General features: G+C 70.5%; 22 protein-coding genes. 13 read left to right on the top strand and 9 right to left on the bottom strand.

Going from position 1 to position 22106, the window contains the following annotated elements:
• Positions 1-72: 72 nt before the first annotated feature.
• Together DY023_RS01485 and DY023_RS01480 are read right to left on the bottom strand one after the other, a co-directional pair.
• Positions 73-516: an NUDIX domain-containing protein gene (locus DY023_RS01485; protein ID WP_116240574.1), complete on the bottom strand. Its 444-nt coding sequence runs from the start codon at positions 514-516 to the stop codon at positions 73-75.
• 123 nt (positions 517-639) lie between these two features.
• Positions 640-1464 carry an alpha/beta hydrolase gene (locus DY023_RS01480; protein WP_116240573.1) on the bottom strand — a complete coding sequence of 275 codons (825 nt, stop codon included), beginning with the start codon at positions 1462-1464 and terminating at the stop codon, positions 640-642.
• A gap of 68 nt (positions 1465-1532) precedes the next feature.
• Here DY023_RS01480 and DY023_RS01475 point away from each other — a divergent pair, with 68 nt between their 5' ends.
• Positions 1533-3191: an MFS transporter gene (locus DY023_RS01475; RefSeq protein WP_116240572.1), complete on the top strand. Its 1659-nt coding sequence runs from the start codon at positions 1533-1535 to the stop codon at positions 3189-3191.
• A gap of 89 nt (positions 3192-3280) precedes the next feature.
• The gene (locus DY023_RS01470; protein WP_116240571.1) at positions 3281-3877 is read left to right on the top strand and encodes a gamma carbonic anhydrase family protein; all 597 of its coding nucleotides are present in this window, start codon (positions 3281-3283) and stop codon (positions 3875-3877) included.
• Positions 3878-4388: 511 nt separating this feature from the next.
• Here the strand turns inward: DY023_RS01470 and gdhA are convergent.
• Together gdhA and DY023_RS01460 are read right to left on the bottom strand one after the other, a co-directional pair.
• On the bottom strand, positions 4389-5753 hold the full coding sequence (gene gdhA / locus DY023_RS01465) for an NADP-specific glutamate dehydrogenase (RefSeq protein WP_425453399.1): 1365 nt from the start codon (positions 5751-5753) through the stop codon (positions 4389-4391).
• A gap of 158 nt (positions 5754-5911) precedes the next feature.
• Positions 5912-8581, bottom strand: a complete 2670-nt coding sequence (locus DY023_RS01460) for a phosphoenolpyruvate carboxylase (protein WP_116240569.1) — start codon at positions 8579-8581, stop codon at positions 5912-5914.
• Between the two features lie 64 nt (positions 8582-8645).
• Between DY023_RS01460 and nhaA the strand changes: the two genes are divergently transcribed.
• Complete coding sequence (gene nhaA, locus DY023_RS01455) at positions 8646-9812, top strand: Na+/H+ antiporter NhaA (RefSeq protein WP_342770973.1); 1167 nt, start codon at positions 8646-8648, stop codon at positions 9810-9812.
• Between the two features lie 127 nt (positions 9813-9939).
• Positions 9940-10638 carry a nucleoside triphosphate pyrophosphohydrolase gene (locus DY023_RS01450; RefSeq protein ID WP_116240568.1) on the top strand — a complete coding sequence of 233 codons (699 nt, stop codon included), beginning with the start codon at positions 9940-9942 and terminating at the stop codon, positions 10636-10638.
• A 7-nt stretch (positions 10639-10645) separates the two neighbouring features.
• On the opposite strand, the gene DY023_RS01445 is transcribed toward DY023_RS01450, so the two are convergent.
• A complete protein-coding gene (locus tag DY023_RS01445; protein WP_116240567.1) occupies positions 10646-11182 on the bottom strand; it encodes a GNAT family N-acetyltransferase in 537 nt (178 codons plus the stop codon).
• A 7-nt stretch (positions 11183-11189) separates the two neighbouring features.
• Positions 11190-11732, bottom strand: a complete 543-nt coding sequence (locus tag DY023_RS01440) for a TetR/AcrR family transcriptional regulator (protein WP_116240566.1) — start codon at positions 11730-11732, stop codon at positions 11190-11192.
• Positions 11733-11819: 87 nt separating this feature from the next.
• On the opposite strand from DY023_RS01440, the gene DY023_RS01435 reads away from it, so the two are divergent.
• Positions 11820-12506: an SGNH/GDSL hydrolase family protein gene (locus DY023_RS01435; RefSeq protein ID WP_116240565.1), complete on the top strand. Its 687-nt coding sequence runs from the start codon at positions 11820-11822 to the stop codon at positions 12504-12506.
• Between the two features lie 78 nt (positions 12507-12584).
• Complete coding sequence (gene hisS / locus DY023_RS01430; RefSeq protein ID WP_220347216.1) at positions 12585-13844, top strand: histidine--tRNA ligase; 1260 nt, start codon at positions 12585-12587, stop codon at positions 13842-13844.
• 90 nt (positions 13845-13934) lie between these two features.
• On the opposite strand, the gene DY023_RS01425 is transcribed toward hisS, so the two are convergent.
• Positions 13935-14441 carry a VOC family protein gene (locus tag DY023_RS01425; RefSeq protein WP_116240610.1) on the bottom strand — a complete coding sequence of 169 codons (507 nt, stop codon included), beginning with the start codon at positions 14439-14441 and terminating at the stop codon, positions 13935-13937.
• Positions 14442-14514: 73 nt separating this feature from the next.
• Between DY023_RS01425 and DY023_RS01420 the strand changes: the two genes are divergently transcribed.
• Complete coding sequence (locus DY023_RS01420; RefSeq protein ID WP_116240563.1) at positions 14515-15297, top strand: AraC family transcriptional regulator; 783 nt, start codon at positions 14515-14517, stop codon at positions 15295-15297.
• Here the strand turns inward: DY023_RS01420 and DY023_RS01415 are convergent.
• Positions 15283-16527 carry an APC family permease gene (locus tag DY023_RS01415; protein WP_116240562.1) on the bottom strand — a complete coding sequence of 415 codons (1245 nt, stop codon included), beginning with the start codon at positions 16525-16527 and terminating at the stop codon, positions 15283-15285. The two genes, DY023_RS01420 and DY023_RS01415, sit on opposite strands and share 15 nt — an antisense overlap.
• Positions 16528-16604: 77 nt before the next feature.
• Between DY023_RS01415 and DY023_RS01410 the strand changes: the two genes are divergently transcribed.
• Positions 16605-16991: a DUF5655 domain-containing protein gene (locus DY023_RS01410; protein WP_116240561.1), complete on the top strand. Its 387-nt coding sequence runs from the start codon at positions 16605-16607 to the stop codon at positions 16989-16991.
• Between the two features lie 6 nt (positions 16992-16997).
• Here the strand turns inward: DY023_RS01410 and DY023_RS01405 are convergent, their stop codons facing one another.
• Positions 16998-17468 carry a DUF4442 domain-containing protein gene (locus DY023_RS01405; protein WP_116240560.1) on the bottom strand — a complete coding sequence of 157 codons (471 nt, stop codon included), beginning with the start codon at positions 17466-17468 and terminating at the stop codon, positions 16998-17000.
• A gap of 103 nt (positions 17469-17571) precedes the next feature.
• Between DY023_RS01405 and DY023_RS01400 the strand changes: the two genes are divergently transcribed.
• From DY023_RS01400 to eno, 5 genes are all read left to right on the top strand, one after another.
• Positions 17572-17922 (top strand): GntR family transcriptional regulator, encoded by a 351-nt coding sequence (locus tag DY023_RS01400; RefSeq protein WP_116240559.1) that lies wholly within the window; start codon positions 17572-17574, stop codon positions 17920-17922.
• Positions 17919-18989: a DUF1648 domain-containing protein gene (locus tag DY023_RS01395; protein ID WP_116240558.1), complete on the top strand. Its 1071-nt coding sequence runs from the start codon at positions 17919-17921 to the stop codon at positions 18987-18989. Before DY023_RS01400 ends, DY023_RS01395 begins: the two co-directional genes overlap by 4 nt.
• A complete protein-coding gene (locus DY023_RS01390) occupies positions 18986-19978 on the top strand; it encodes a CPBP family intramembrane glutamic endopeptidase (RefSeq protein ID WP_116240557.1) in 993 nt (330 codons plus the stop codon). The genes DY023_RS01395 and DY023_RS01390 overlap by 4 nt, the downstream gene beginning before the upstream one ends.
• Positions 19979-20023: 45 nt before the next feature.
• Positions 20024-20683, top strand: coding sequence for an O-methyltransferase (locus DY023_RS01385; protein ID WP_116240556.1), 660 nt, complete (start codon positions 20024-20026; stop codon positions 20681-20683).
• A gap of 138 nt (positions 20684-20821) precedes the next feature.
• On the top strand, positions 20822-22102 hold the full coding sequence (gene eno, locus DY023_RS01380) for a phosphopyruvate hydratase (protein WP_116240555.1): 1281 nt from the start codon (positions 20822-20824) through the stop codon (positions 22100-22102).
• The last annotated feature ends 4 nt before the right edge of the window (positions 22103-22106 follow it).

Raw genomic sequence — 22106 nt, 5'->3', positions numbered from 1 at the left:
GCAGAACGGCGCCCGAAGGCAGGGGATCGGAGGCGACTCACCGGCATTGCATGCCCACGACCCTAGCAGCGGTCAGGCGTCCCTGAGCACCTGCTCGACGTAGGGCTGAAGGTCCAGCGCAGCGACCTCGTCGCGCGTGAACCAGGCGACCTCGAGGATCTCGTCGAGGTCGGGGCGGGGCGCACCGGTCAACTCGCAGGAGTATGCCGTGGTCACGTACGCGACGCGGTCGCCGTTCGGATACTCCACGACGAGTTCCTCGCCGCCGTAGACGCCGACGATCCCAAGGATGCGGATGCCCGCACCGATCTCCTCGCGCACCTCGCGGGCCATCGCGCCGGCGGGGTGCTCGCCGGGTTCGATACTGCCGCCTATCAGGCCCCACATTCCCGAGTCCGAATGCCGGGCAAGCAGGAACCGGTCGCCGTCCCGGATCACCGCGGTCACCGCGGGGATCAGCAGCAGGTCGTGACCGACATGGGCGCGGAGCGAGGCGATGTAGGGCGAGACCGGCATCCGCTCAGTCAATCACGGCCGCGCCCAGCTGCGGATGCCAGCGCGCGCCGCACCGCGGCGTCCGCGGTCCGCACGGCGTGTCTCCCGCGGCGTCCGAAGTTCGGCGCAGCGGGGTGGGCGCGCTCAGCGCCAGAGCCAGCGCAGCGCGTCGGGCAGCAGCACGCCGCCATGGTTCGGGCTGTGCCCGCCGTCGCCGACGACCAGACGCAGATCGTGCCCCGAGCGGGCCAGCGCCGCGGCGGTCTCGAGCGATTCGGCGAACCAGTTTTCCTCGCGGTCGTTCCAGCCGATGTCATGGTGCGCGGCGTGCAGGAGGGTGCGGATGCGGCGCGTCTCGCCGTCGGCGAGCAGCGCGGGATAGGGGTTTCCGCCGGGCATCTGCGCGAAGCTCGGGTTGAACGCGATCACGCGGGCGATCGCGTCGGGGCGGTGCCAGGCGGCCGTGAAGGCGGCGTTGCCGCCGGAACTGCCGCCGCAGATCCCCATCCCTCCGCCGAAGGTGAGTCCCTCGATCGCCCGCGGGAGCACCTCGTCGAGCAGGAACTGCACGTAGCGGGTGTCACCCGGGTCGTACTCGTTGTTGCGGTTCTTGGGCATCACCGAGCCGGGGAACTCGCCGGGGTCGACGAAGATCCCGATCATCGGCGGAATCGCGCGCTGCGCGGCGAGATTGTCCAGCACGATGCCGGCGCGGACGTCGCCCGCGGGATCGAGGTACCACCAGCCGTCGTTGAAGAGGGTCACGGCCGCCGGCGACGACGGGTCGTGTCCGGCCGCGGTGTGCACCCAGACGCGACGGATCGTCCCGGGATAGGCACGGCTGTCATCGATGACGAACTCGCGGACCGTGCCGGCGCGGACGCCAGGCTGTGCCAGCGAGTCGGGACCGTGCTCGTAGGTCACGGCCTCCTGATCGGAGGCGAGGGGAGAGAAGGGCACGACGGGCATGCCTCCATCCTCTCTCCAAACGCGACCACCACTGGTCAGCGGGGGCTCGCCCGGCCTATTGTTTCGCCATGGCCTCTGGGGTGGGCCCGAAGTTCGCCGAGGCGGCCGCCGCCTTCGCGAGCAACTGGGGCAATGCGAGTCTGCGTCGCGCGCAGCTGAGTTTCCTCAGCTGGTGGGCGGCCGAGTGCGCCTTCGCCGTCGCGCTCAGCATCGTCGCGTACGGCGCGGGCGGGACGCTGGCCGTGGGGCTGGTCGGGCTCGTGACCATGCTGCCGGCTGCGCTGCTCACCCCTCTGCTCGCGCCACTGGCCGATCGGGTCCGACGAGAACGGGTGCTGGTCGCGGTGACGCTGCTGCGTGCGGCGTCGATGGCCGCTGCCGCAGCGATCGTCGTGCTCGCGGGCCCGATCGCGCTCGTGTACGCGATCGCGGCGCTGTCGTCCGTCACAGCGTCGCTCTACCGCCCCGCCCACTCTGCGCTGCTGCCCACGCTGTGCCGCACCGGCCGTGAGCTGGCGGGCGCCAACGTCGTGCGCGGGCTGCTCGACTCCTCGGCGAGCCTGATCGGGCCGCTGCTCGCCGCCGTCCTGCTCGCGCTCGCAGGCCCGGCGGCGGTGCTGCTGACCGCCTCGGCAGGGGCGACCGTCGCCGCGCTGCTCGTGCTCCGACTGCACTACGAGGGAGCCCCGACTCCGCCGACGCGGCGTTCTGCGCTGGTCACCGAGGCGGCCGAGGGCCTGCGGGCGGTCGGCCGCAGCCGGCCGCTGCGGCTGATGCTCGCGCTCATCGCCGCGCAGACCTTCACCCGCGGGGCGCTCACAGTGTTCTCGGTCGTCGTTGCGATCGAACTGCTCCGGATGGGAGAGGCCGGGGCAGGCGCCTTGATGGCGGCCCTTGGCGTGGGCGCGGTGCTCGGCTCGCTGGCATCCTCGGTGCTGATCGGCACCTGGCGACTCGGTGCCTGGTTCGCGATCGGCGTCGGCATGTGGGGCCTGCCCATCGCGCTCATCGGCGCCTTCCCGCAGCAGGCGACGGCGCTCGCGCTGCTCGCCGTCGTGGGCATCGCGAACGCGCTCATCGACGCCGCCGGATTCACCCTGATCGGCAGGCTGGCGCCGGATGCGGTGATGGCGAGAGTGTTCGGCGTGCTCGAGGCGATCGTCGCCATCACGATGGGGATCGGCTCACTGGTGGCATCCGCTCTTGCCGAGGCCTTCGGCGTCGAGACCGCGCTCCTCGCGATCGGCGTGCTGTGCCCGGCGCTGGCGATCGCGTCCTGGTGGCGGCTGCGACGCATCGACCGGACGGTCCGCGAGCAGGACGCCGAGATCGCCCTGCTGCGCCAGGTCCCGCTGTTCGGCCCGCTGCCACTGTCGGCGATCGAGTATCTCGCCCGTGGTCTGGAGCCCGTCGAGGTGCCGCAGGGGACCACTGTGTTCGCGCAGGGAGACGTCGGCGACCTGTACTACCTGATCGAGTCCGGCGAGGCGGACGTGCTTGGTGACGGTCGGGTGGTCGCGACCCTCGGACCCGCTGAGGGGTTCGGCGAGATCGCCCTGCTGCGCCGCACGGTGCGCACCGCGACAGTGCGCGCCCGCACCGATCTGCGGCTTCGGGCGCTCACGGCCGAGCGGTTCACGACCGCGGTGCTCGGGTTCTCCGGCGCGGCGTCCGCCGCGGATGAGGGCATGGACGACGAGCTCGCACGGTTCCGTCCTGCGGGGTAGGGGCGTTGCCGCCTCTGATGCATCGACGCTGCGGCGCGCACACCGTCCGAAGTCCGATCGGACCACCCGCGCACGACTAGTCTGACGGCATGATCTACGAGCACCTCGGGGGTCGACCCCGCATCCACGAGACCGCCGTCGTCGCACCCTCGGCCGTGATCTCGGGAGACGTCACGATCGGCGAGAACTGCCAGGTGCTGCACGGCGCCGTGATCACCGCCGAGGGCGGCCCGATCACACTCGGCGAGCACGTGATCGTGATGGAGAACGCGCTGATCCGCGCCACCGCGGCGAACCCCGTGCACATCGCCGATCACGTGCTCGTGGGCCCGATGGCGAGCATCTCGGGTGCGACGATCGCCGAGGAGGTGTTCCTCGCCACTGGTGTGCGCGTCTTCAACGGCGCGGTGATCCGGGAGCGCAGCGAGGTGCGCATCAACGGCGTGGTGCACCTGCGCACCACGCTGCCGCCGGAGACAGTGGTGCCGATCGGGTGGGTCGCGGTCGGAGACCCCGTGCGGATCCTCTCGCCGGATCGGCACGAGGAGATCTGGGATGCTCAGCACGAGCTCGACTTCCCCGGATACGTCTTCGGAGTGGACCGCTCCACGCCCGATCTGATGGTGCAGCTCACAGAGCGCTACGCCCGCTCGCTCGCCCGGCACGTCGACGACCGCGCGGTCTGACCCGGGCATCCGCGCTCACCGATCGCCACTCTTCTGCTCGCGCGGCATCTCTCTGCTCGCGCGGCACCTTTCTGCTTGCGCGGCACGTCCTCCTCGCGCGGCTTTTGTCTGCTCGCGCGGCGCGTATTCGCGTCGCGTGAGCGGAGGACTGTAGCGCGCGCGTGGCGGGATGCCGGGATGTGCAGCGCGGGCAGAGATATGCAGCGCGACCGGCAGGGGTGTTCGGCCGGTGTAGCTCCCGCCTGTTCGCGCGGCATCCTTCGTATCGCGCGGCATGTTCTTGCTCGCGCGGCATCCTTCGTCTCGCGCGGAGCGTATTCGCGTCGCGCGAGCGGAGGACTGTAGCGCGACCGTGGCCGGATGCAGGGACGTGCAGCGCGGGCACGAAATCGTAGCGCGAGCGCGAGCGCGAGCGCGGCCGCGACCGCGAGGCGGCGACTGCTCGCCCGAATCGCCGAGACCCCGCCCGGTGATTCAGACGGGGTCTCGGCGAAGGGCTGCGACGGATGCGTCAGATGACGCCCTGCTCCAGCATCGCGTCGGCGACGCGTTCGAAGCCGGCGATGTTGGCGCCCGCGACGTAGTCGCCGGGGACGCCGTAGCGCTCGGCGGCCTGGAACGAGGCTTCGTGGATGTCGGCCATGATGTCGCGCAGCCGATGCTCGCTGTCGGCGAAGCTCCAGCGCTGACGGGCGGCGTTCTGGCTCATCTCCAGCGCCGAGGTCGCGACGCCGCCGGCGTTCGCGGCCTTGCCGGGGGCGAACAGCACGCCGGCCTGCTGGAACACGCCGACGGCCTCGGGGGTCGAGGGCATGTTCGCGCCCTCGGCGACGGCGCGGATGCCGTTCGCGACGAGCATCCGCGCGGAGTCCTCGTCGAGCTCGTTCTGCGTCGCCGACGGGACGGCGATCTCGACCGGAACCTCCCAGACGTTGCCGCCCTCGACGAAGACGGCGCCCGGACGACGGTTGGCGTACTCGACGATGCGGCCGCGCTCGACCTCCTTGATCTGACGCAGCAGGGCCAGGTCGATGCCGGCCTCGTCGAGCACGTAGCCGGTGGAGTCGGATGCGGTGATCGCCTTCGCGCCGAGCTGCTGGGCCTTCTCGATCGCGTAGATCGCGACGTTGCCCGAGCCCGACACGGCGACCCGCTTGCCCTCGAGGTTCTCGCCGTGCACGGCGAGCATCTCCTGCACGAAGAACACCGCGCCGTAGCCGGTGGCCTCGGTGCGCACCTGCGCACCGCCCCAGCCCAGCCCCTTGCCGGTCAGGATGCCCGACTCGAAGCGGTTCGTGATCTTGCGGTACATCCCGAACATGTAGCCGATCTCACGACCGCCGACGCCGATGTCACCGGCCGGAACGTCGGTGTGCTCGCCGATGTGGCGGAACAGCTCGTTCATGAACGACTGGCAGAAGCGCATGACCTCGGCCTCGCTCTTGCCGTGCGGGTCGAAGTTCGACCCGCCCTTGCCGCCGCCGATGCCCTGGCCGGTGAGCGCGTTCTTGAAGATCTGCTCGAAGCCGAGGAACTTGATGATCGAGATGTTCACCGAGGGGTGGAAGCGCAGACCGCCCTTGTACGGACCGAGCGCGGAGTTGTACTGCACCCGGTAACCGCGGTTGACCTGCAGCTTGCCTGCGTCGTCGATCCACGGCACCCGGAAGATGATCTGACGCTCCGGCTCGACCAGGCGCTCGAGCACGCCCTTGTCGAGGTACTCCGAGCGGCGCTCCAGCACCGGGCCGATCGAGTGCAGGACCTCGTGCACAGCCTGGTGGAACTCCGGCTCGTTGGGGTTGAGCGTGCGCACGGCGTCGAAGACGGGCTGTGCTGCGGTGGAGAGCGGGTGGAATTCGGCTGTGGTCTCGATGGTCACGCGGGTGCTTTCTGAAAGGGGGATGAGGCCATGCGGGCGATCGTGTCGCGTGAGGCTTCGCCGGATCGGGCGGAGTTTTCACTGTACAACGATCACTAGGGTGCCCTCGTTTCTGCGTCAGTGGTGCAGTTCGGCAGGACGAGGGCGCCGGATCACCCGGTGTTCTGCAGGCCGGCGGCCACTCCGCTGACCGACAGCAGCAGCAGCCGCTGCAGGTCGGGCGAGGCCACGGGCTCGGTGGTCGCGGCGGTGCGCAGGGCGCGCAGCGCCCGCAGCTGCAGCAGCGACAGGGCGTCGACGTACGGGCTGCGCAGCTGCACGGCACGCTGCAGCACGGGCTTGTTCGCGAGCAGGCGGTCGCCGCCGGTGAGGCGGATCACCCACTCCCGCGTGAGTTCGAGCTCATCGAGCACCAGCTTCGCCAGGTCGTCGCGGTCGCCGAGGGCGAGGTACTCGCGGGCGATGCGCTCGTCGGTCTTCGCCAGGCTCATCGCCACGTTGTCGACCATCGTGTGCAGCAGCGGCCATTCACGGTACGCCTCTCTCAGCGCGTCCTCGTCGCCGACCGCCTCCAGCGCCGTGCCGAGGCCGAACCAGCCGGCGAGGTTGATGCGCGCCTGCGTCCAGGCGAACACCCACGGGATGGCTCGGAGGTCCTCGAGGGACTCCACGGACAGGCCGCGTCGCGCCGGTCGCGAGCCCAGCGCGAGCAGGCCGATCTCCTCCATCGGGGTGACGGTCGCGAACCAGGGTGCGAAGCCGTCGGCCGCGACCAGCGAGAAGAAGCGCTCGCGTGACGCGGTGTCCATCACCTCCGCGATCCGCGCGAAGCGGGATGCCGCGCTGCTGGTGCGCTCTTCGACGGTGGGCGAGGAGGCCAGCAGCGTCGCCGCGGCCACCTGGTCGATGTGCCGCATCGCGATCGCGGGCTCGCCGTAGCGGGCGAAGATGACCTCGCCCTGCTCGGTGAGCTTGAACCGGCCGTCCACGGAGTGCGGCGGCTGCGCGAGGATCGCGGAGTTCGCCGGGCCGCCGCCGCGGCCGAGCGCGCCGCCGCGGCCGTGGAACAGGGTCAGCTCGATCCCGGCATCCTTCGCCCACAGCGCGATCTCGCGCTGCGCCTCGTAGAGCGCGAGGTTCGCAGCCACCGGGCCGACGTCCTTCGACGAGTCCGAGTAGCCGAGCATGACTTCGAGGCGGTTCCCGGTCTCGGCCAGGCGGGCCTGGAACTCGGGGGTCGTGACGGCCTCGCTCATGATCCCCGGCGCCGCCTTCAGGTCGGCGAAGGTCTCGAACAGCGGGACGACGTCGAGCACCGGAGCATCCGCGCCGAGCGCGTACTTCGCGAGCCGGTGCACGTTGGCGAGGTCCTGCGCCGACTGGGTGAACGACACCACGTAGCGGCCTGCGGCACGCAGGCCGTAGCGCTTCTGGATCTCGGCGACCGCACGGAAGACCTCGAGCACCTCCTCGGTCTGCGTGCCGATCGGGCCACCGGCATCGAGCTCGGCGAGCGCCTGACGGTGCACCTTGGAGTGCTGGCGCACCTCGAGCTCGGTGAGGTGGAAGCCGTAGGTCTCGACCTGCCAGATCAGGTGCTGCACGCCGCCGAACGCGTGGCGTCTGGCCCCGGCATCCACCAGCGAGCGCTGAACAGCGCGCAGATCGGCGAGCAGCTCCTCGGGCGCGCCGTACGCGCCGTCGCTCTCGTGCCTGGTCTCGCGCACGCGGTGCGCGAGCACGAGCAGCACGCGGCGGTGCGGTTCGGCGGGGGAGCGGGTGGCGACCTCTTCTGCCAGCTCGGGGTCGGCCTGGACGAAGGCGTCCCAGATGGCCTGCACCTCAGCGCTGGGCGGGGTGCCCTCGGCATCCAGCGTGAGCGTGCGGCCGATGCGCTCGATGGCGCGCTCCAGTCCGCGCAGCACGTGCTCGGAGGCGATCGCAGACGCCTCGCGGGTGACCTGTGAGGTCACGAAGGGGTTGCCGTCGCGGTCGCCGCCGACCCACGATCCGATCCGCACGAACGGCGGAACGACGGGCGCGGAATCGCCCGACTCGTCGCCGCGCAGGTCGTCGTCGATGCGGCGGTAGATGTGCGGCACGGTCGTGAACAGCGTCTCATCGAAGACGCCCATGACCGTGCGCACCTCGTCTGTGGGTGTCGGCTTCTGCGCGCGCAGCGGCGCGGTGCGCCACAGCGTGTCGATCTCCTCCAGCATCCGGCGCAGTGCACGGCGCTGCTCGGCACCGCCGTCGCTGGTCGCGTCGTGCTGGGTGAGCAGCTCGGACAGGCGGCGGATGCTGCCGGACACGGCCCGCCGGCGCGCCTCGGTCGGATGCGCGGTGAAGACCGGGTGGAAGCGGAGTCCTGCGAGGCGGCGACGCGCCTCTTCCTCGCCCACCTCGGAGCGCAGCTGCGCGAAGGCGGTGGCGACCGTGTCGGCGGCCGCCTCACGGCCAGGCTTGCCGGCGCGCTCGCGCAGGATGCGCACGCGCTGGTGCTCCTCGGCGAGGTTCACCAGGTGGAAGTAGCAGGTGAACGCGCGCGCGACCTCGTCTGCGCGCTCGATCGTGAACTCGTCGGCGATCTCGGCAGCGCGGCGGAACGCGGCATCCGATTCCTCGTCGTATGCCTGGATGGTGGCCAGGCGCAGCCGCTCGACGTCCTCGAACAGTCCGGGCGTACCGGACTCGCGCAGGACCTGGCCGAGCAGGCCGCCCAGCATGCGCACGTCGGCGCGCATCTCGTCCGGAATGCCGCTGGATGCCTCGAATCGGGTGATGACGCGGATGGCCTCGGTGGGAGTGGGCTCAGGGGTCATTCTTCGAGAGTATCCCGGCGCGAACGGAGCTTCCGACCGCGTGACGACCGCTCGGGATGAGAGCATGGACGGGATGCGCATCTCGGTGAAGGCCCTTCGCGGACAGCAGTTCCCCGCCGTGCTCCTGCTGGTCGCGGCGGCACTCGGACTCCTGCTGGCCAACCTGCCCACGCACGATTCGATCGCGGAGGTGCTCGGCTTCCACATCGCGATCCCCGGCACCGACATCGATCATTCGATCTCGGACTGGATCGCCGACGGTCTGCTCGCGATCTTCTTCCTCATGGTCGCCATCGAGCTGCGCCATGAGCTCACGCACGGCGAGCTGGACAGCCTGCACAAGGCCGCCCAGCCCGCGGTCGCCGCTGCCGGTGGCGTGCTGGTGCCGATCGCCGTGTACCTGCTCATCGCGGGCGGCCCCGACACGGCGTCCGGCTGGCCCATCCCGACGGCGACCGACATCGCCTTCGCGCTCGGCGTGCTCGCGATGTTCGGGCGCGGCCTTCCGTCGGGAGTGCGCGTGTTCCTGCTCGCGCTCGCGATCCTCGACGACATCATCGGCATCATCTTCATCGCCGTGCTCTTCGCGCATGACGTGCAATGGGGGCTGTTCCTGCTCGCCGTCGTCGCGGTGGGCGCGTTCGCGATCCTCAGCCGGATGCTGGGACGCAGCGGACACTGGCTGATCGCGGTCCTCATGATCATCGTGGGTGTGGCCACCTGGGTGCTGGTCTCGGAGTCGGGTGTGCACGCCACGATCGCCGGCGTGATGCTGGGCCTCGTGATGTCGCCGGTGCCCGCGGAGCGCACGAGGCATGCGCTCGAGCCCTGGGTGAACGGCATCATCCTGCCGGTGTTCGCCTTCGCCGCGGCGTTCGTCGTGATCCCGCAGCTCGGCGGCGAGGGGCTGTCGCCGGCGTTCTGGGCGATCCTCATCGCACTTCCGGTCGGCAAGGTGATCGGCATCACGCTCTTCGGCTGGATCGCGATGCGGTTCCGCCCGCGCGGCCAGGCGCCGGCGCTGGTGCTGCCCGACCTGGTCGCGGCCGGCGTCCTCGGCGGCATCGGATTCACGGTGTCGCTGCTGCTTGCGAACCTCGCTTTCGCCGGCGAGGCGGACATCCGCGATCAGGCGATCCTCGGAGTGCTGGGCGGATCGCTCATCGCGCTCGTCCTGTCCGCGGTCATCGTCTCGCTGCGCGCGAAGCACTACCGATCGCTCGAGTCATGACCGTCGCAGGCATCCGCGTGTGCTCTCGTCGCGTGGTCGGAAACGTCGCTGCGGACCGCCCGCGGCGCGCATCTTCGACCACGCGGCATGGCGTGCGGCGGGTGCGGGGCGACGAGGGGATGCCCCGATGAGCGACCCGCTGCGGGATGCCGCGGAGGTCATGCGGCGCGTGCGGGCGGAGTGCCCGTGGTCGCAGCGGATCACGCACCGCGACCTGGTGCCGTACCTGATCGAGGAGGCGCACGAGGTCATCGACGCCGTCGAGAGCGGCACTGCGGATGAGCTGCGCGAGGAGCTCGGCGATCTGCTCTGGCAGGTGCTGTTCCACGCCGCGATCGCCGCGGAGGTGTCGGAGTACGACATCGACGACGTCGCGCGGGGTCTCGCCGAGAAGATGGTGCGCCGGCATCCGCACGTGTTCGGTGACGCGGTGGCGACGACGCCCGAAGAGGTGCTCGTGCACTGGAACGCCGCGAAGGCGGCGGAGAAGCGCGAGCGGCGCAGCGTGCTCGACGGCGTGCCGCGCGGCATGCCCGCGCTCGCGCTCGCGCAGAAGTTGCTCGGGCGGGCGATCTCGGTCCTCCCGGATCCTGAGCGCCCTTCAGCCGGCGTTCCGGTCCCTGAGCGAGCGGAGCGAGACGAAGGGCGCTCAGGAACCGCGACGGCTCTGCGCGACGAAGGTCCGGCAACCGAGGCCGAGCTCGGCGACGCCCTGCTCGCGCTCGTCGCGCACGCCCGCGCAAACGGCTGGGATGCCGAGCGCGCGCTGCGCGAGCGGCTCCGCCTGCTCGAGGACGAGGTGCGCGCCGCAGAGTCCGGGGTGTGAGCGGAGGTCAGGGAGCAGTCGGCACCCAGTAGCGGCGTTTGACGCCGCGGGTGTCCTCGTAGACGCCGCCGTGGCGCTCGATCGTCCGCGCCGAGCCGATGTTGTCCTCGTCGCAGGTGATCAGCACGCGATCGAGTCCGAGACCGGCGGCCTCGACGAGCGCGTCGTGCAGCGCTCTGGCGGCGTGCCCCTCGCGGCGGCGGGACGGGCGGATCGAGTAGCCGATGTGCCCGCCGTACTCGAGCAGGAAGGCGTTCAGGGTGCGTCGCAGAGCGAGGAAGCCGACCCAGGCACCCGCGGCGTCGACGACCCAGAAGTACGTGCTGTGCACCCGGTCCGGCAGGAGCGGCACCGTCTCGTCGGCCTCGTCCTCGAGCATCGTCAGCCATTCGGCGTAGCCGGCCTCGGTGAGCACCGGAGTGCTCGGCTCGCGATTGCCGTGGAATCCGGAACCCGCGAGCTCGCGAGAATCCGGACCGCCGTACTCCTGGATGAGCTCCACCCACTCGTCGAAGCGGTCGCGGGACGGCGGGATCAGCGGCATCCGACCACTATCGCAGGATGCGCTCGCCGGCGCGGTCGAACGCGGCGGGGGAGTCCTCCGGCCGCACGGCGAGGAAGTGCCGGCCGATCGCGAAGGTGAAGGCGAGGATGCTGCGCGCCTCGACCTCGTCGGGGTCGTCGACGAACGTGCTGAACTGCTCGCGCAGATAGTCCATGCGGGCTCCGTCGACGCGCAGCAGCCGCTCCCGCACGGCGGCATCCGACCGTGCCCAGTTGCGGACGGCGAGATCGACCGGGAGGAGGTCCTCGGCGAAGGTGAGCCCGCCCGCGACGCGGATGTTCCTCGCGGCATCCGCGTCGAGTGCCTGCACGCGCTCGCGCACATCGTCGACGCTGCGGCGCTCCCAGTCATCGAGCACCGCGTCGAGCAGCTCGTCGCGACCGCTGAAGTGGGTGTAGAACCCGCCCTTCGTCACGCCGAGGGAGGCGGCGACCGACTCGACACGCACGGCGTCGACGCCGCTCTCGCCGAGCATGCGCGCGGCCTCGGCGATCCAGCGCGCGCGGGGGGTTCGCAGTGCGGCCGGCATCCGATCCTCCTCGCCATCGACAGACGGTGATCAATACGGTACCGTATGGATTGATAAATACGGTTGCGTATGAATCGAGGAGGATGCATGAGCACGGCGCTGGCACTGGTGCAGGGTCTGTGGGTGCGTCGCCGGATCGAGGTGCTGCCGCCGGCAGGCGGCCCGAACTCCGGCCGCACCGGCGACGCCGAAGCGGCGCTGCGCATCGGCATCATCGGCGAGTCGACGGCGGCGGGATGCGGTGTCGACGGCCACGAGGACGGCTTCGCGGGCGCCCTCGCACGGCAGCTCGCCGGCCCTGACCGCGTGGCCGAGTGGAGCGTCGTCGGCGAGCACGGCGCGACCGCCCGCCGCATCCGCCACCGCCTGCTCCCGCAGCTGACCGGCGAGTTCGACGTCGTGGTCGTGCTGGCCGGTGCGAACGACGTCATGGCCCGGCGCTCGCCGGAGGAGTGGAGCGAAGACCTGCGCGCGATCGTCGCGGAGCTCAGCGCCAGGACCGGACTCGTGGTCGTCGCGGGCACCCCGCCGTTCATCGCCTTCCCGTCGCTGCCGCGCACGCTCGCACGGTACCTCGCCCATCGGGGTGCGGCACAGGATGCCGCGAGCCGGGCCGTGTGCGCGGAGACCGGGAACGTCAGGTTCGTGCCGTCGCCGCCCGCACTCGTCGATGACTCGTTCTTCTCGCGCGACGGGTTCCACCCGGGTGCGGAGGGCTACCGCCGCTGGGCCGAGCTGATCTCCGACGCGATCGGCGAGGTCTCGCCGCGGTGAGAGTGGACCGATCAGGACGGCCGCACTCGCGAGACCTGGAAAGATGGACACGTGGCAACCGTGAACCCGCCGCGCGGAATGCGCGACTTCCTCCCCGCTGACAAGGCCCGTCGCGAGCGCGTGCTCGCCGTCATCCGCGAGCGCTACCGTGCGCACGGCTTCGACGAGATCGAGACGCCCGTGGTCGAGGAGTACGACCGGCTGCACGCCGGCATCGGCGGGGACAACGAGAAGCTCTCGTACAACATCCTGCGTCGCGGGCTCGACGCCGACGCGATCCGGCAGGGTGCAGACGATCCGGCATCCCTCAGCGACCTCGGCCTGCGCTACGACCTGACCGTGCCGCTGGCCCGTTTCTACGCGACCAACCGCGGCCAGCTGCCGACCGTGTTCCGCTCGATCCAGATCGGTCCGGTGTGGCGCGCGGAGCGCCCGCAGAAGGGTCGCTACCGCCAGTTCGTGCAGTGCGACATCGACATCATGGGCGACGACTCGGCCCGTGCCGAGGCCGAGCTGATGACCGCATCGCTCGACACCATCGACGCGCTCGGTCTCGAGGGCGGCATGGTGCGCGTGAATGACCGGCGCGTACTCGACTGGATGCTCGACTCCTTCGGCTTCACGGTCGAGGAGCGCCCCGGTGTGCTGATCACGATCGACAAGCTCGACAAGGTCGGCACAGACGGCGTGGTGAAGGAGCTGTCCGAGCGGGGCGCGACCGCGGCAGCCGTCGAGGCGTTCCGTGCGTTCATGACCCGTCCGCAGACCATGGAGTACAACCCCTACGGCGAGCGGCAGATCCGCAAGGCGCTGCCGCAGGACGCCCCCGACGGCCTGGTCGCCGAACTCGTCGCCCTCGGCGAGGCCGTGGCCGCGGCGCGACCCGGCGCGGGGGAGATCCCGCTGGTCTTCGACCCGTTCCTCGTGCGTGGAATGGGCTATTACACCGGCACGATCTTCGAGCTGGCGCACCCGTCGGTGGACTACTCGCTGGGCGGCGGCGGCCGTTACGACGGCATGATCGGCCGCTTCCTCGGCCAGCAGGTCCCCGCGGTCGGATTCTCGATCGGCTTCGAGCGGATCGTCGACCTGGTGGCCTCGCTGGAGGCGGATGAGTCGGAGGCGGTCGTTCTCGTGCACGATGCCGACGTTCCGCTTCCCGAACTGCTCGCGCACAAGGCTGCGCTGGTCGCGGACGGCGGCAGGGTGCGCCTGGAACGCCGCACGAAGAACCTCAAGGCGCTGCTCGAGCGGGCATCGGCCGACGGCTACACCGCCTTCGCGACCGTGCGCGCTGGCGACGAGCCCGGCGCGCTCGAGGTCAAGTCGCTGGCCTGATCAGACCCTTTCTTCGCTCCGGTCCCAACGGTTGCGGGTGTTCCTGGGCGAAAACCCGCAACCGCTGAGACCGGAACTGCAGGGAGCGCGTCACTGCGCGCTGTACGACGCCGCCCACTCGGCGACGCGGCGGGCGCTTTCCTCCTCGCTGATGTCCTCGACGCGGGTCATGATCGACCAGCGCACCCCGAACGGGTCGCGGATGCTGGCGAAGCGGTCTCCTGACACGAAGTCGGATGCCGGTTCGCGGACGGTCGCGCCCGCGGCGACGGCCCGCGCGACGACCGCGTCCACTTCGGGAACGTACAGCCCCATCGAGTAGCAGTCGACGTCTCCGTCCGGAGGTGCGACCAGGCTGTACTCGGGGTTCGGCTCGCCGAGCTGCAGCAGTCCTGCGCCGAAGTCGAGCCCTGCGTGGGCGACGACGCCGTCGAACTCGGTCACGTCGGTGATGCGCGCTCCGAACACGTCGCGGTAGAACTCCATCGCGGCGCGGGCGTTCGGGATGGCGAGGAACGGCGTGAGCGAGGTCGCGGTGTTCGGTCGGCCGTTCGTGGTGTGTTCTCCGGTCGCGCCGGTTCTGATGTCGGTATCCATGACGATCACGGTACGGATGCCCGGATGCCGGGCGCTTGAAGATCCGCGACAACCTCGCCGCTACGCTGGGCCGATGGTCGACCCCACCCGCGGTGTGCTCTACCCGGCACGGCTTCCGGAGTTCCACCGGCTTCCCGCCCCGCCGGAGATCGCGGACCTCGCGGAGTGGTTCTGGATCCCGGAGTGGGACATCCAGCCCGGCCGCACGTCGCGACAGGACGTAGTCGCCTACCCGGCGCTGAACCTCGTCGTCGAGCAGGGCGGCGTCTCGCTCGTCGGAGCGACCACGAGGGCGACGCACCGCGATCTCGCAGGCCGGGGCTGGGCCGTCGGGGCCCTGCTGAGGCCGGCAGCCGTCGCGGCGCTCACCCCGTCCCCGGTGTCCGTCGTCGATCAGGACGCCCCGCTCGCGGAGCCCGCGCTGCACGACGCCGTCGCCGCGGCGATGACGACCGGCGACCGCCACCGTGAGCGTGCCGTCGCCGTGTTCTCGCGGTGGCTGCACTCCCGAGTCGGCGCACTGCCGGGTGCCGCACGGCAGGCGAACGCCGCCGCAGACCTGCTCATGGCGAGCGACGTGGGAACCCCGGAGGAGGCGGCGGCGCGCCTGTCGGTGTCGGTGCGGACGCTGCAGCGCCTGATGCACCGGCATGTCGGCCTGCCGCCTGCGGCGATGATCCGCCGTCGGCGCCTGCAGGAGGCGGCGGAACGGGTGCGCACGGATCCTTCGGTCGATCTCGCCACCGTCGCCGCCGAGTTCGGCTATGCCGACCACGCGCACCTGACGACCGACTTCCGGACGGTGCTCGGCTTCACCCCGTCGGCCTATCGCGCGGCCTCCTCACCCGGTCGTTGAGCCGGAACCTGCGCGCAGCCGCAGTGCGACGAACCGGCCGGCGAGACCGACCAGCAGCACGCCGACGCCGATCAGCGACGCGAGCGGCGGCAGCGTGCTGACCAGCGCCACGCATCCGATCACGCCGATCACCTGCAGCACGCGCGGGTACCGCCGTGCGTCGCCGCGCTGCCGCAGGGCCGAGGCGTTCGCGAGCAGGTAGTACAGCAGCACTCCGAAGGACGAGAACCCGATCGCGCCGCGCAGGTCGGCCACGAGCACCACCGCGATCACGACGACGCCGATCGTGATCTCGGCGCGGCGAGGGACGTGCCGGCGCGGATCGACGACGGCGAGGAAGCGCGGCAGATCACCCTCGCGCGCCATCGCCAGCGACGTGCGGCCGATGCCGGTGATCAGCGCCAGCAGTGCACCGAGCGCGGCGGCGGCCGCGGTCACCCGTACCACCGGTGCCAGTGCCGGATGCCCTGTCGCGCGCACCACCTCGGCGAGCGGGGCGGAGGTCGCGGCGGCATCGCCGCCGAGCACGAGCAGCACGACGACGCCGATGAGCGCGTACACGACGACCACGCCGATCAGTGCGATCGTGATCGCACGAGGGATGGTGCGGGCGGGGTCGCGCACCTCCTCGCCCATGGTCGCGATCCGGGCGTAGCCCGCGAAGGCGAAGAACAGCAGGCCGGCCGCCTGCAGCACCCCGTATGCGCTGACGTCGGGCAGGGGAGCGGGAACGGCATCTGCTCCCGTGAAGCCGGTCGCCATCACGACGGCGAGACCGATCAGCGACGCGACGACGAGGATGCGGGTGAGCAGGGCGGTTCGGGTGACGCCGAAACAGTTGACCGTCACCAGAGCGGTCACGGCGATCACGGCCACCGGCACCTGCCAGCCCTCGGGCGCCGCATAGGCGGCGAAGGTCAGTGCCATCGCCGCGCAGCTCGCGGTCTTGCCGATGACGAAGCACCAGCCGGCGGCGAACCCGGACCACGGCCCGATCTCCGCCCTCGCGTAGGCGTAGGTGCCGCCGGAGACCGGATGCACGGCGGCCAGCTGGGCCGACGAGGTGGCGTTGCAGAACGCGACGACGGCGGCGACGCCGAGGGCGAGCAGCAGCCAGGGACCTGCGGCATCGATCGCCGGACCCCAGACCGAGAACACGCCGGCGCCGATCATCGATCCTGCGCCGATGGCGACGGCGTCGGTCAGCGTGAGGCGGCGGGTGAGCGGCATCCGTCCATCGTGGCACTGAGGGGTGAACGGCAGGTGACGCCCTTCCCCGTGTCCGATGTCCTCGCTACCCTCGCGGAATGGACCAGGGACCGACTGTCGAACAGTATCTGCGCGGGAAGCCGCCCGAGGTCGTGGCGCTCTACGACCGCTTCATCGAACTGGCTGAGGAGTGCGGGCCCTTCACCTACTCGGTCAACAGGTCCGCGATCACCATCAAGGGCACGCGTCGCGGCTTCGCGGGAGTGATCCCGGGCGACGACCATCTGCGCGGCTACCTCGATCTGACGCGTGCGATCGAGCCGGACCCCCGCATCCAGCGCTCGGCGGCCTACGAGAGCCGCCTGTTCGTGAACTACTTCCGCGTCACCTCGCTCGACGAGATGGACGACACCTTCGCGCAGTGGCTGGCCGAGTCGTACGCCGTCGGCCGGGGGGATCACCTGAAGGGGCCGAAGCTGAGGTGATCGCGCTCAGCTTCGGGCGTCGGTGACGCGCTTCTTCTCACGCACGTAGACCTCGCGGCGCACGCGCGCCACGACGTCGCCGTCGCGGTCGGTGATCACGGTCTCGAACCACTCCAGGACCTTGGCGCCGCCGCGGGCCCGCTCGCGCAGCTCCTCAGTCTTCTCCTTCGGCACGGAGAACTCCGCGGTGAGCACCCCGCGACCGGGCTTGACGAACTCGATCTCGCCGCGGGTGTCCCAGACGACGTGATCCCGGCCGAGCTGGTGCATGACGAGCATGAAGAAGTACGGGTCCGTCATTGCCGACATCGATCCGCCGAAGGCGGTCTTCACGTAATTGCGGGTGAACAGATTCACATGCAGCTCGACGGTGGCGTGCGTCCAGTCGTCGGAGAAGCGCCGCACCCGGATGCCGCTGAACAGATTCGGGATCCACAGGGACATGCCCACGGCGAGGCGGCGAGGAGTGATGCGCATGGCGTCAGCTTGCCGGTGCCCACCGGGTCGTGACGGATCGTCTGGACCACATCGACAAATATTATTCTAGTTGTAATAGAATAAGTGTGTCGAGGAGGTGTGCATGCTGATCCGGATCGATCCCGAGAGCACCAGGTCGCTGTTCGAGCAGATCGCGGCATCCGTTCGTGCCGAGGTTCTCGCCGGGCGGCTGCGCCCCGGCGATCGCCTGCCCGCCGCGCGCGAGGTCGCCGAGGCGGTCGACGTGAACGTGCACACCGTGCTGCGCGCCTATCAGGAGCTGCGCGCGGAGGGACTCGTCGATCTGCGCCGCGGACGAGGCGCCGTGGTCTCCGCCGCAGCCGAGCCTCTCGCCGAGCTGGCCGATGACATCGCCGATCTCGTGCGCCGCGGTGCGCGCCTCGGCCTCACACCCGCGACCATCGCCGCACTCATCAAGGAGACGACGCCATGACCGAACATCCGCTCGACCGTCAGGTGTCCGCCGTGCCCGAGGGGGATCTGCGTCGCGCTCGGCGCGCGCTTGTGCTCGTGGGGATCGTCGCGCCGGTCGTGATCACCGCGATCGCAGTGGGACTGATCCTCGCCTGGCTTCCCGAACTGCCCGATCCGGCCGCGACGCACTGGGGCGTGGACGGCGTCGACGGATTCGGTGCGCCGGTCATCTACATCTGGCTGGCCGTCGGTATCGGGCTCGGGCTGCCGCTCCTGCTGGTGGTCAGCACGCTCGCGATGGCGCGGGGGCAGTGGGGCGTCGCCGCGCGCCTGCTCGGCGCGATGGCGCTCGGACTCTCCGGCTTCAGCGCCGTGATCACCACGGGCTCGGTGGCGATCCAGCGCGGTCTGGAGGATGCCACGCAGGTCGGTGGCATCGGTGGCATCCTCATCCTCGGCGTCGTGGTGCTGCTCGCACTCGGGGCGGCGGGCTGGTTTCTGCAGCCGCACGTGCATCCGACACCCGCCGCTGCGCTGAAGCCGGTGCACCTGGCATCGATCTCGACGGGTGAGCGCGTGGTCTGGATGGCGACGGCGACCATGTCGCGGGGCGCGATGATCATCATCGGCTGCGCCGTGGTCCTCCTCGTCGCCGTCACTGCGGTGATGGTCGTCCAGGCGCCGGAGAGCGCCTGGGTGCCGGCGCTGACACTGCTCATCATCGGTCTCGCGTTCGCCGCGACCGCGTCGTTCCGCGTGAAGGCGGGCCCCGACGGTCTTTCAGTCCGTTCTCAGATCGGGGTGCCCCGTGCGGTCGTCCCGCTCGACGAGGTCGTCTCGGTGCGTGCTGTCGAATGCCATCCGTTCGGAGAGTTCGGTGGTTTCGGGTGGCGTCTCGGTGTGGACGGGCGCACCGGCATCGTGCTGCGCACGGGGCCGGCCATCGAGGTCGAGCGACGCGGCAGGGGACGGCTGATCGTCACGGTCGACGGCGCCGAGGTGGGCGCGGCCGTGCTGCAGGCGTACCTCGACCGTGCCGGTGCCCCGTCCTCCCGCGACGCCACGGTCGAAGGAGGAGACGCATGAGCGCACATGCTCGCCGCGTCGACGGAAGGGATGCTGCACTGCGGATCGGGCTCGGAGCGATCATCGCCTACGTCGTGCTCGCCTGCGGTCTGGCGTGGCTGGTCGCGCTGCCGCTCTGGCTCGGTGAGGGTCTCGCCGCACCGTTCGCTCCCGTGCTGCTGCCGGTGATGATGTACACCCCGGCGGTCGCCGTGCTGATCGTGATGCTGGTGATGCGTCCGGTGCCGCGCGGACAGCGACTGCGGTTTCTGGGGATGTGGCCGCTGCGTCCCGCGTCGCGCGTGATCTGGATGAGCGTGATCTCGCTGTTCGGCACGGTCGCTGTCGTCGTTCTCGCGATGCTGATCGCGATCGCGTTCGGATGGATGAAGGCGGACTTCATCGGTCTGTCGGGCTTCGAGGAGACGCTGAGGGGCGCCGTACCGCCGGGCACGGAACTGCCGCCGGCTTTCGTGCTCGTGGCCGCGCAGCTGGCATCGCTCCCGGTAGCGGCGGCGACCGTCAACGCGCTCGCCGCCTTCGGTGAGGAGCTCGGCTGGCGCGGGTTCCTGGTGCCGGCGCTGCGCCGGTACGGCACCTGGACCGCGCTGCTGGTCAGCGGAGCCATCTGGGGGCTGTGGCATGCGCCTGTGATCCTGCTCGGCTACAACTTCGGTCGCACCGACATCCTCGGCGTGCTGCTGATGGTCGGAGGGTGCGTCGCGGTGGGCGTGCTGTTCGGTTGGACCCGCCTGCGCTCCGGGTCGGTGTGGCCCGCGGTCTTCGCACACGGCGCGCTGAACGCCGCGGCGGGTCTGCCGATGGTCTTCCGCGCGGCGGGCACCCCGCTCGATCCGGCGTTCTCGATCGTGCTCGGCATCTCCGGCTGGATCGCCTGCGCGATCGTCATCGTGATCCTGCTGCTGACCGGGCAGTTCCGGGAGCAGCCCGCGCTCGCGCGCCGGGGTCCGGGGTCGGCGCCGCAGGCGCCGCTGCCACCCGCATCCTGATGCCGACCGGTTGACCCGCCGCGGCGCGCAGGGTTGGCTGAGGTCATGGAACCCACGTACGAGAACTGGCGCGCCGCCGACGGCTATCTGTCCGAGACGCTCGTGGGGCACGATCCCGCGTTGGAGGCCGCGCTCGCCGCGCAGCAGGATGCCGGGATGCCGGCGATCGAGGTCGCACCGGTCTCGGGCAAGCTGCTGAACCTGCTGGTGCGGATGAGCGGCGCGCGGCGCGTGCTCGAGATCGGCACTCTCGGCGGGTACTCGACGATCTGGATGGCGCGCGGCGTGGGGGAGGGAGGGCGCGTCGTCACCGTCGAGGCGGAGTCGGCGAACGCCGCCGTCGCTCGCAAGAGCATCGATGCCGCGGGCGTGGGTGAGCGGGTCGACATCCGCATCGGCCGGGCGGCTGATGTGCTGCCGACGCTGGTCGGCGACTTCGACCTGGTCTTCATCGACGCCGACAAGGAGTCCAACACGATCTACCTGGACTGGGCGGCGAGGCTGGGCCGCCCCGGCACCGTCGTCGTGCTGGACAACATCGGCCGCGAGGGCGAGATCGCGAATGCGCACAGCGCCGACTCGATGGTCGTGGGCACACAGCACGCGCTGCGGATGCTGGGGGAGGACCCGCGCTTCGACGCCACCGCGCTGCAGACCGTCGGCCTGAAGGGCTGGGACGGCATCGCGATCGCCCTCCTCGTCTGATGCTTCGACAGGCTCAGCAACCCATGGTCCCTGAGCTCAGCAACACATGGGTCCCTGAGCGTGTCGAAGGGCACGGCTAGACTGGGCCGCGGATCGACGTCGCTCCACCAATCCCCCTTTCGAACAAGGAGATCACCCGTGGCATTGATCGAGGCTGTAGGCGCTCGCGAGATCCTGGACTCGCGTGGAAACCCGACCGTCGAGGTGGAGGTGCTCCTCGATGACGGCATCGTGCAGCGCGCCGCCGTCCCCTCCGGGGCATCCACCGGCGCCTTCGAGGCGTACGAGCTGCGCGACGGCGACAAGAGCCGGTACGGCGGCAAGGGCGTGCTGAAGGCCGTCGAGGCCGTCATCGACGAGCTCGGCCCCGCCATCGAGGGCGTCGAGGCGAGCGAGCAGCGCGTCATCGACGAGATCCTCATCGAGGTCGACGGCACCGACAACAAGAGCCGCGTCGGCGCGAACGCCATCCTCGGCGTCAGCCTCGCGGTGGCGAAGGCCGCCGCCGACTCGGCGGACCTGCCGCTGTTCCGCTACCTGGGCGGTCCGAACGCGCACCTGCTGCCCGTCCCGCTGTTCAACGTCATCAACGGTGGCTCGCACGCCGACAACGGCATCGACATGCAGGAGTTCTTCCTGGCCCCGATCGGAGCAGACACCTTCTCCGAGGCGCTGCGCTGGGGCACCGAGGTCTACCACGTCCTCAAGGGCGAGCTGAAGGCCGCAGGCTTCGCGACCGGTCTCGGCGACGAGGGCGGCTTCGCCCCCGACCTGCCCAGCAACCGCGAGGGCCTCGAGTTCCTGATCAAGGCGATCGAGAAGGCCGGCTTCACCCCCGGTACCGACATCGCGCTCGGCCTGGACGCCGCCGCCACCGAGTTCTTCAACGAGGGCGTCTACCGCCTCGACAACAAGGACTGGGACGCCGCCGCGCTCACCGACTATTACGTCGGCCTCGTGAACGACTTCCCGATCGTGACGATCGAGGACGCGCTCGCCGAGGACGACTGGGACGGCTGGAAGGCCCTCACCGAGAAGCTCGGCTCGCAGATCCAGCTCGTCGGCGACGACCTGTTCGTCACCAATCCCGAGCGCCTGCAGAAGGGCATCGACCTCGGCACCGCGAACTCGCTGCTGGTGAAGGTGAACCAGATCGGCACGCTGTCCGAGACCCTCGACGCGATCAACCTCGCGCACCGCTCGGGCTACACCACGATGCTCTCGCACCGCTCCGGCGAGACCGAGGACACCACGATCGCCGACCTCGTCGTCGCCGTGAACTCGGGCCAGATCAAGAGCGGCGCGCCCGCACGCAGCGAGCGGGTCGCGAAGTACAATCAGCTTCTGCGCATCGAGGAGGAGCTGGGCGACGCCGCGGTCTTCGCCGGCCGCTCCGCCTTCCCGCGTTTCAAGGGCTGACCAG

This window comes from Microbacterium bovistercoris, assembly GCF_003387575.1.
GTDB classification, from domain to species: Bacteria; Actinomycetota; Actinomycetes; order Actinomycetales; family Microbacteriaceae; genus Microbacterium; species Microbacterium bovistercoris.
The sequence above is the reverse complement of the archived record's forward strand: the minus strand, read 5'-3'. Positions and strand labels throughout refer to the sequence as shown.